Here is a 9738-nt window from a genome sequence, read left to right as displayed (position 1 = left end):
CCACCGGAGCGGGGGCCGGGGCTGGCGCCTCGGCGGGCGCGGGCTCGGCCTTGCGCTTCTTCCAGAAACTAAACATTGGGGAATGGAGTCAATACCGGGGCCGATACCCTGGCGGCAGCCAAATGCCAGCAGGCAACCGGTTATAAATCAATGGGTTACGCAGGCATCGCGATGGCTGGGGAGAAAGCGTTGTGGTCCCGGCCGGCGATTGCGTATAGTTCGCTACATGGCAGATTCATGCGCGCAGTCTTGCGCACGTGAGTCGATCGGCAAAATTCTAGCAGACGGGGTCGCATGAACCATTGCGCTGTCCTGGCCGCTGCGGGCGCACAAGGCACCAAAGCCTGCGTCGCAACGCGCTTCCAACGCCTTTCACCTTCCTCCAAACCGCTTCCCGCCCGCGCCGCGCGTCTCGCGCGGCGAGTCATTCCCACGCTGCTGCTGGCCTTGCTGCCGTGGTCGATGCCGGCAGGGGCGCAGGGCGTGGTGGCTTCGCCGATGCCCGGCACGCAGACCGCCCCGGCCGGCGCGACCGCGCATGGCACGACCGAATACCGCCTGTCCAACGGGCTGCGGCTGATCGTCAAGGAAGACCACCGCGCGCCCACGGTGGCGCACCAGATCTGGTACCGCGTGGGCGGCATCGACGAGGTCAGCGGCACCACCGGCGTGGCGCACATGCTCGAGCACATGATGTTCAAGGGCACGCCCAAGGTCGGCGTGGGCGAGTTCTCCAAGCAGGTGGCCGCGCTGGGCGGGCGTGAGAACGCCATGACCAACCGCGACTTCACCATGTACTACCAGCAGATCGGCAAGCAGTACCTGCCGAGGATGATGGAGCTGGAGGCCGACCGCATGGCCAACCTCGTCATCACCAAGGACGAGTTCGAACGCGAGATGAAGGTGGTGATGGAAGAACGCCGCCTGCGCACCGATGACTCCGCGCGCGGCACCGTCTATGAGCAGTTGCTGGCCACGGTCTACACCGCCGCCGCGTACCGCCACCCGGTGATCGGCTGGATGGACGACCTGGTCAATATGCGCGTGGACGACGTCAAGGAGTGGTACCGCCACTGGTACGTGCCCAACAACGCCATGGTGATTGTCACCGGCGACGTCAAGGCCGAGGAAGTGCGCGCCCTGGCCGAGCGCTATTACGGCAAGCTCAAGCCGCGTACGCTGCCGCTGCGCAAGGACCAGGAAGAGCCGGCGCAAAAGGGCATCAAGCGCATCTGGGTCAAGGCGCCGGCCGAGAACCAGTACATGGTGATGGCCTACAAGGTGCCGCGCCTGCGCGATATCGAGAAGGACGTCGACCCCTACGCGCTGGAGGTGCTGGCGGCCGTGCTCAACGGCTACGACAACGCACGACTGACGCGCGAACTGGTGCGCGAGCAGCGCCTGGCCGACGACGTCAACGTCGGCTATGACAGCATCAACCGCGGCGAGTCGCTGTTCGTGCTCGACGGCACGCCCGCCACAGGCCACAACACCGACGAGATCGAGCGCGCGCTGCGCGCCGAGGTCCAGCGCATCGCCAAGGAGGGCGTGTCGCCGGAGGAGCTCAAGCGCGTCAAGGCGCAGGTGGTGGCCGGCCAGATCTACAAGCGTGATTCGGTGTTCGGGCAGGGCATGGAAATCGGCGTGTCCGAGATCTCGGATATCTCCTGGCGCCAGATCGACCGCATGCTCGACAAGATCAAGGCCGTCACGCCGGCGCAGGTGCAGGCCGTCGCCGCGAAGTATTTCAACGACGACAACCTGACCGTGGCCACGCTGGTGCCGCAGCCGATCGATCCGAACAAGCCCAAGTCCCAGGCCCCGTCGGGCCTGCGCCACTGAGGAAAGGCGATGACTCAGTCCGTCACCACCCCGCAGCGTGCGCTGCGCAAACTGGCCGGCGCCGCATTGGGCGCCGTGGTCCTGCTGGCTGCGCAACTGGCGCAGGCCGCGATCCCGATCGAGCACTGGACCGCGTCAACCGGCGCCAGGGTGTTCTTTGTGCATAGCCCGTCGATCCCGATGCTCGACGTCAATATCGACTTCGACGCCGGCAGTCGCTATGACCCGCCGGGCAAGGCCGGGCTGGCCACGCTGACCGCCGCGCTGCTGGACAAGGGCGCCGCGGCGCTGGAAGGCCAGCCGGCGCGCGATGAAGCGAAGATCGCCGATGGCTTTGCCGATACCGGCGCCGCCTTTGGCGGCGCCGCCGGCGGCGACCGCGGCGGCATCGGGCTGCGCACGCTGACCGCCCAGCCGGAGCTGGACCAGTCGGTCGCGCTGGCCGCGCAACTGATCAAGGCGCCGACCTACCCGGACGCCGTGGTCGGGCGAGAGAAGCAGCGCCTGATCACCGCCATCCGCGAAGCCGACGCCAAGCCCGGCGTGATCGCCGACAAGGCGCTGGCCAAGGCCATGTACCCTGACCACCCCTATGGCGTGGCCGCGACCCCGGACAGCGTGGCGTCGATCACGCGCGACGACATCGTCAGGTTCTGGCGCGACAACTACGGCGCGCAGCGCGCGGTCGTGACGCTGATCGGCGCGGTCGATCGCAAGCAGGCCGAAGCCATTGCCGAGCAGCTCACGCGCGGGCTGCCGCCCGGCAGCGCGGCGCCGGCCATGCCGCAGGTGCGCCTGAACATCGCCCCGAGCGAGCAGCGCATGCCGCATCCGGCACAGCAGTCCAGCGTGGCCATCGGCCAGCCGGCGATTGCCCGCGGCGACCCTGATTATTTCGCGCTGCTGGTGGGCAACTATGTGCTGGGCGGCGGCGGCTTCAGCTCGCGCCTGACTGACGAGGTGCGCGAGAAGCGCGGCCTGACCTACGGCGTGGACAGCTACTTCGCGCCGTCCAAGCAGCCGGGTCCGTTCGGCATCAGCCTGCAGACCAAGAAGGCGCAGACCGACGAAGCGCTGGCGCTGGTGCGCCAGGTGCTGGCGCGCTTTGTCGCCGAGGGCCCGACCGAGAAAGAGCTGCGCGCGGCCAAGGACAACCTCATCAACGGTTTCCCGCTGCGCATCGACAACAACCGCAAGCTGCTGACCAACGTCGCCAATATCGGCTGGTACGGGCTGCCGCTGGATTACCTGGACACCTGGACCGCCCAGATTGGCAAGGTCACGCGTGAGCAGGTCAGGGCCGCTTTCCAGCGCCATGTGCGCCCGGACAATATGGCGACGGTGATCGTCGGCGGCCCTGTCGCGGCGCCTGCGACTGCCGCCAGACAGTGATGCCGGCGCCGCTTGGGCCCGTCATGCGCGCCGGGGCTCCGGCGCGTGCGGCGAACCGGCCCGCAGGCTCTACAATCACGGGATGAATTCGCGTTCCCGATTGCCGTCGCCCCCCCCCCCGCCTCTCCTGCCGCTGCCAGCGGCGGGCGTTCCCCCGTTTCCGCGGCGCCACGCCAGGCACCGCGCCAGGAGCCGTCCCAGGTCCGCATCATCGGCGGCCGCTGGAAGCGCACCTTGCTGCCCGTTCCCGATGCCCAGGGCCTGCGCCCCACGCCCGACCGCGTGCGCGAGACGCTCTTCAACTGGCTCGGCCAGGACCTGTCCGGGCTGGAATGCCTGGACCTGTTCGCCGGCTCCGGCGCGCTTGGCTTCGAGGCCGCCTCGCGCGGCGCCGCCGCGGTCACGCTGGTCGAGTCCAATGCGCGCGTGGCCAAGCAGCTGCGCGACAACCAGTACCGGCTCGACGCGGCTCAGGTGCGCGTGATGCAGGGCGATGCCTTTGCCATTGCCGCGCAACTGCCCGATGCCAGCTTCGACGTGGTCTTCCTGGATCCGCCCTTCGCCGAGGACTGGGTCGGGCCGGCGCTGGAGCACGCGGCGAGGCTGTCGCGGCCCGGCGGCGCAGTCTATGTCGAGACCGACCATGCGCTGACCGGTGCCGACGCGCCGGTGCCGGCGTCGCTTGAAATCGTGCGCCACGCGCGCGCCGGCGCGGTGCATTTCCACCTGCTGCAGCATCGCGTGCCGGGCAACGGCGCTGCCTGATGCACCAGTCTGGGGCGATGGTCCGGGTAGGCCTGTTCTGCAATGAGGAAGGTCCCCTTCCTCAATGGGAAACGGCTTCATAGCTGCGCTGCGGCAAAACGGTGCGCCGGGCGGCTTCCAAGTGGCGCATTTGGGGTTACACTACGCCGCTGTTACAACGCTCGCGACGCAGCACCCACGCCGGTCCGGCCGGCGCAAGAGGCGGCCCAAGGCCGGCAGCGGGCAGATCAAGGAGGAAGTATGGTCATCGCGGTCTATCCCGGCACGTTCGATCCAATGACCCGGGGACACGAGGATCTGGTCCGCCGTGCGTCGAACATCTTCGACGAACTGGTGGTCGGCGTGGCGCACAGCCCCAACAAGCGCCCGTTCTTTTCGCTCGAAGAGCGCATCGGCATTGCCCGTGAAGTGCTCGGGCATTATCCCAATGTGCGCGTCGAAGGCTTTTCCGGCCTGCTCAAGGACTTTGTGCGCAACAACAATGCGCGCGTGATCGTGCGCGGCCTGCGCGCGGTGTCCGACTTCGAGTACGAATTCCAGATGGCAGGCATGAACCGCTACCTGCTGCCCGACGTGGAAACCATGTTCCTGACGCCGTCGGACCAGTACCAGTTCATCTCCGGCACCTTCGTGCGCGAGATCGCGGTGCTGGGCGGCGATGTCAGCAAGTTCGTGTTCCCGTCGGTGGAACGCTGGCTGCAAGAGAAAATCGGCAAACCGGAATAAAATAGCAGACTCAGATACGTCGAGTCGCGGCCAGTCGGGCGCGGGCGTGTCCGCAGGAAGGAAACACCATGGCGCTGATGATCACTGACGACTGCATCAACTGCGACGTTTGTGAACCCGAGTGCCCGAACGAAGCCATTTCGATGGGGCCCGAGATCTATGAAATCGACCCCAACAAGTGCACCGAGTGTGTCGGGCACTTCGACGAGCCGCAATGCCAGCAGGTCTGCCCGGTCGCCTGTATCCCCAAGGATCCGAACCGCGTCGAAACGCATGAGGTCCTGATGCAGCGCTACCGGCTGCTGACGGCCGCCAAGCACGCGGCCTGACCCGCAGCTTCAGCAAGGCAAAAAAAGCCCCCGGCACCGCAAGGTGACGGGGGTTTAACTTTTCCCCAGTTACTGCTGGTACTACCTACTGCACTGCGCGGTCACGCACCGATCGGCTTGCCGTCGCCACGGCGCACCACGATGGTGGACGAGCGCGGCGGCTTGGCCGCGTCCGGCCACGCGCCGGTGGGGTGCTGGATGTTGATGAAGCAGGTGGTCAGGTCCGGCGTGTAGGCGATGCCGGTGATCTCGCAGCCGGTCGGGCCGACCAGGAAGCGCTTGGACTGACCCGTCGGCGAGATGTAGTACATGCTGTTGTTGCCGAACGTGCTGGTGTAGGTGGCGCTGGTGCCGGAGTCGGTCTGCACCCACAGCCGGCCCTGCGGGTCGACGCGCAGGCCGTCGGGGCTCGAGAACGTGTCGCCGTTGATGTTGCCCTTCAGGTTGTCGGTGGCCAGCGACGGGTCGCCGGCCTGCAGCAGGATGCTCCACGTGAACGTGGTCGCCAGCGGCGAATTACCGGCTTCGTTCCACTTGACGATATGGCCGTGCAGGTTGTTCTTGCGCGGGTTGGCGGCGTCGGTCTGCTGGCGGCCGCTGTTGTTGGTCAGCGTGCAGTACAGGGTTTTGTCCGGTGCGGCCGTGATCCACTCGGGGCGGTCCATCAGCGTGCCACCGGCCACGCGCGCGGCCGACTTGGTGTTGATCAGCACGTCGGCCTGGCTGGCGAAGTCGACCGTGGTCGGCGCCGGCGAGACGGCCGACTGGGTCCAGTTGCCCGGATCCGAAGCGCCCACGGTCAGGCCGTTCTTGCCCTGCGTCAGCTCGATCCACTGGCCGCTGCCGTCGGCGTTGAACCTGGCCACGTAGAGCGTGCCGCTGTCCAGCAGGTTGGCATTGGCGGCGCGGTTGTTCGGATCGAAGGCCTTGCTCGGGATAAATTTGTAGATGCAGCCCGGCGTGCCGTCGTCGCCCATATAGAAGGCGACGTTGTTGCTGGCGTCGGTCAGGAAGGCGACGTTCTCATGGTCGAAGCGGCCCATCGCGGTGCGCTTGGCCGGCGAGCCCAGCGTGCCGTACGGATCGACTTCCACCACCCAGCCGTAGCCGTTCTCGGCCTGGGTCGGGTCGATGTAGTTGTCCGTGCTCTCTTCGCAGGTCAGGTAGGTGCCCCACGGGGTATGGCCGCTCGAGCAGTTGTTGAGCATGCCGACTACGGTCGATCCCACCACCGAAGCAGCCGGGCCGCCCACGCGGTACAGCGTGTTGCCGGTGTAGCGCTTGTTGTAGATCGAGTCGCGCTTGACCTGCCACTTGCCGCTGGCTGCCAGTTCCACTTCGATCACCGAGATGCCGACCGCCGACAGCGCGATGCGCTTCTGCTCGGGGCTGGCCGTGGCGGCGTCATAGGTGCCGCCCGCGAACAGGATCTTGTAGTCCGGCAGCTCGTGGTTGATGGCGAGCAGGCCGCCCTTCTGCGGATCGACACCCGGCAGCGCGAAGTAGTGCATGCCGTCGTGGTTGCCGCCGGCCTGGCGCTCGGTTTCGGCCGAGGACTGGAACGCGCCGGCATAGCCGGTGGCACCGGCTTCGACCGGGTCGCCGGCGGAGAACAGCACGTCGACGCTGTAGCCATTGGGCACGACCACGGCATCCGCGGTCGACTTGGCGACCGGCTCGAAGGTGACGTCGTAGCTCGGGGCGGCCGCGGCGGGCGCTGGGGCCGGAGCAGGTGCGGGGGCCGGTGCCGGTGCGGGATCGTCATCGCCGCCACAGGCGGCCAGCAGGCCGCTGCCGAACGCCGAGGCCAGCGACAGGCCCAGGCCGCCGCGCAGCACCCGGCGGCGGGCCGGGTTGGCGGCTACGATGTCTTCGAGCATCTGGCCGGGCACGTCAGCGTCGGGCTTGGCAGCGCGACTGGCGGCCCGCGCTTGATCGGTCAGGTACGACATGGGCTTTCCTCCTGTGGGTTGTCATGCGCATCGGCCACCATGCGATACCGACGCGATTGGAAACCACGGAATGTATGTGCCGCCCATGGCACTTTGATGACATATTGTCTGCAACAGCAGTCTTGGGCCGCCAAACCACGACGGGCCGCAGATGCGGCCCGTTTTCATACGCTTGTCGCAGGAATATGCGTATTTGTCAGCGCGTGGTATGCAGCTGCGCCATGGCGCGTTCAGCATCGCCGCGTGCCAGCAGGCCGAGCGGCTCGATGCAGCGGTCGATGGCGGCATCGATGGCTTCCTGCTCCTCGCGCCGCGGTGGCTTGAGCACGAAGTTGACCACGTCCTCGCGGCCCGCGCCGGCGCCGCCGGGCGCGTTGCGCGGATGGCCCACGCCCAGGCGCAGGCGCCAGTAGTCCTGCGTGGACAGGTGGGCCGAGATGTCCTTGAGCCCGTTGTGGCCGCCCGCGCCGCCGCCGCGCTTGAGCTTGGCCGCGCCCGCCGGCAGGTCCATCTCGTCGTGCGCGACCACGATCTCGTCGGGAAGGACCTTGTAGAAGCGCGCGAGCGACACCACGGCCAGGCCGGAGCGGTTCATGAAGGTCGACGGCTTGAGCAGCCAGATGTCCTGGTCCCACAGCCGCGCACGCGCGGCCAGGCCGTGGAAGCGGCCTTCCACGCGCATCGTGGCGCCGCCCATGCGGGCCAGCTGGTCCACCAGCCAGAAGCCGGCGTTGTGTCGGGTGGCCTCGTACTCCGCACCGGGATTGCCGAGGCCGACGATGAGCTTGATCATGCGTTTGACTGGGTCGTTGGCGCGCAAGGCTGCGCCACAAGCGCCAAGGATACCGAAAAACCGGCAGACGGCTGCCGGGCGAAAAAAAACCGCCGCAAGAAGCGGCGGTTTCTTCGTGGCGCGGCCGGCAGGCCGCGACCGCTGCTGCAGCTTAGGCAGCCGGCGTTTCGCCAGCGGCTTCGCCGCCTTCGGCAGCTTCCGACACGGCTCCAGCCGGTTGCGAGATGCTGGCGACGGCCGGGTTGTCGTCACCGTGGGTGATCACGGTCACGCCCTTCGGCAGCTTGATGTCCGACAGGTGGACGGTCTGGTTCAGCTCGACGGCGGCCAGGTCCACTTCGATGAACTCGGGCAGGTCGGCCGGCAGGCACGAAACTTCCAGGTCGTTCAGGATGTGGTTGACGATGCCGTGGCCCAGCTTCACGCCAGGAGCGGTTTCCTGGTTCATGAAGTGCAGCGGCACCTTGACGTGGATCTTGTCGTTGGCCGACACGCGCTGGAAATCTACGTGCAGCACCAGCGGCTTGAACGGGTGCATCTGGAATGCGCGCAGCAGGGCCTGTTCCGACTTGCCAGCGACTTCCAGTTCCAGGATCGACGAGTGGAACGCTTCCTTCTTCAGGGCGTGCCACAGCGCGTTGTGATCCAGTTCGATCATCTTCGGCTCGGCGGCGCCGCCGTAGATGATGCCGGGGGTCTTGCCCGAATTGCGCAGGCGGCGGCTCGCACCCGTTCCCTGTACGCTACGCTCGAAAGCGACAACTTTCATGATGACTCCAAAAGTAAGAAGGCCGTCCGCGACCAGACAGCCTCGTTGCGGCGCAAACAGCAAATGATGCGCCGATCAAGTCACGTTGATCGCCGAAAAACGGCGATCAACGCAGTAAAGCCTTAAATTCTATCAGGAACCCGCAAACAGCGACATGATCGAGTCGCCCTTGACGATGCGGGTGAAGGTCTCGGCCAGCAGCGGGGCGGTCGAGAGCTGGCGGATCTTGGTGCACTTGGCGGCTTCTTCGGACAACGGGATGGTGTCGCACACCACCACTTCGTCCAGCGCCGAGTCCGCGATGCGGGCGGCCGCGCCACCCGACAGCACCGGGTGCGTGCAGTAGGCGAAGACCTTCAGCGCGCCGCGCTCCTTCAGCACCTGGGCGGCCTTGCACAGCGTGCCGCCGGTGTCGATCATGTCATCCATGATGACGCAGTTGCGGCCGTCGACTTCACCGATGATGTTCATCACCTCGGCCACGTTGGCCTTGGGACGACGCTTGTCGATGATCGCCAGGTCGCAGTTCAGTTCCTTGGCCAGTGCGCGGGCACGGACCACGCCGCCGACGTCCGGCGACACCACCAGCAGGTCGCCGTAGTTCTTCTCGCGCAGGTCGCCCAGCAGTACCGGCGAAGCGTAGATGTTGTCGACGGGAATATCGAAGAAGCCCTGGATCTGGTCAGCGTGCAGGTCCATCGTCAGCACGCGCTCGACACCGGCGACTTCCAGCATGTTGGCCACGACCTTGGCCGAGATCGCGACGCGCGCCGAACGCGGGCGGCGGTCCTGGCGGGCATAGCCGAAGTAGGGCATGGCGGCGGTGATGCTGCGTGCCGAGGCGCGCTTGAGCGCGTCGACCATCACCATCAGCTCCATCAGGTTGTCGTTGGTCGGCGCGCAGGTGGACTGCAGCACGATGACGTGCTTGCCGCGAACGTTTTCCTGGATATCAACTTGAACTTCGCCGTCGGAGAAACGGCCAACCAACGCCTTGCCCAGGGGAATGCCGAGGTGCTGTACGACAGCCTCCGCGAGTTTGGGGTTGGCGTTGCCGGTAAATACCATCAAGCCTTCGCTGCTCATTCGGGGCACCTGTCTTGCTGCTGGGGGAGCTTGGCGTCACCGGCAAAGCCGGTGACTGATACAGAGAGTCCGTAAGGACACTAT

9 protein-coding genes are annotated in these 9738 nt (G+C 66.6%); 5 read left to right on the top strand and 4 right to left on the bottom strand.

Going from position 1 to position 9738, the window contains the following annotated elements:
* The first annotated feature begins 294 nt into the window (after positions 1 to 294).
* The 5 genes from AC3WQZ_RS18425 (at position 295) to AC3WQZ_RS18405 (ending at position 5054) form a co-directional block, all read left to right on the top strand.
* Entirely contained in the window at positions 295 to 1842 is a 1548-nt protein-coding gene (locus tag AC3WQZ_RS18425; protein ID WP_010814799.1) for a M16 family metallopeptidase, read from the top strand.
* A gap of 9 nt (positions 1843 to 1851) precedes the next feature.
* On the top strand, positions 1852 to 3234 hold the full coding sequence (locus tag AC3WQZ_RS18420) for a M16 family metallopeptidase (protein ID WP_010814798.1): 1383 nt from the start codon (positions 1852 to 1854) through the stop codon (positions 3232 to 3234).
* 207 nt (positions 3235 to 3441) lie between these two features.
* Entirely contained in the window at positions 3442 to 3999 is a 558-nt protein-coding gene (rsmD, locus tag AC3WQZ_RS18415; protein ID WP_051398507.1) for a 16S rRNA (guanine(966)-N(2))-methyltransferase RsmD, read from the top strand.
* A gap of 240 nt (positions 4000 to 4239) precedes the next feature.
* Positions 4240 to 4725, top strand: coding sequence for a pantetheine-phosphate adenylyltransferase (gene coaD / locus AC3WQZ_RS18410; protein ID WP_010814369.1), 486 nt, complete (start codon positions 4240 to 4242; stop codon positions 4723 to 4725).
* A 68-nt stretch (positions 4726 to 4793) separates the two neighbouring features.
* Complete coding sequence (locus tag AC3WQZ_RS18405; protein WP_010814370.1) at positions 4794 to 5054, top strand: YfhL family 4Fe-4S dicluster ferredoxin; 261 nt, start codon at positions 4794 to 4796, stop codon at positions 5052 to 5054.
* Positions 5055 to 5155: 101 nt separating this feature from the next.
* Here the strand turns inward: AC3WQZ_RS18405 and AC3WQZ_RS18400 are convergent, their stop codons facing one another.
* From AC3WQZ_RS18400 to AC3WQZ_RS18385, 4 genes are all read right to left on the bottom strand, one after another.
* Entirely contained in the window at positions 5156 to 7006 is a 1851-nt protein-coding gene (locus tag AC3WQZ_RS18400) for a PhoX family protein (RefSeq protein WP_058697914.1), read from the bottom strand.
* Positions 7007 to 7202: 196 nt separating this feature from the next.
* Positions 7203 to 7799, bottom strand: coding sequence for an aminoacyl-tRNA hydrolase (pth, locus tag AC3WQZ_RS18395; RefSeq protein WP_010814372.1), 597 nt, complete (start codon positions 7797 to 7799; stop codon positions 7203 to 7205).
* A gap of 151 nt (positions 7800 to 7950) precedes the next feature.
* Positions 7951 to 8568, bottom strand: a complete 618-nt coding sequence (locus tag AC3WQZ_RS18390; RefSeq protein WP_010814373.1) for a 50S ribosomal protein L25/general stress protein Ctc — start codon at positions 8566 to 8568, stop codon at positions 7951 to 7953.
* 132 nt (positions 8569 to 8700) lie between these two features.
* The gene (locus tag AC3WQZ_RS18385; protein ID WP_010814374.1) at positions 8701 to 9654 is read right to left on the bottom strand and encodes a ribose-phosphate pyrophosphokinase; all 954 of its coding nucleotides are present in this window, start codon (positions 9652 to 9654) and stop codon (positions 8701 to 8703) included.
* Positions 9655 to 9738: the final 84 nt, after the last annotated feature.

Source organism: Cupriavidus sp. FW305-26, assembly GCF_058787975.1.
This window is presented reverse-complemented; position numbering and strand designations above follow the sequence as displayed.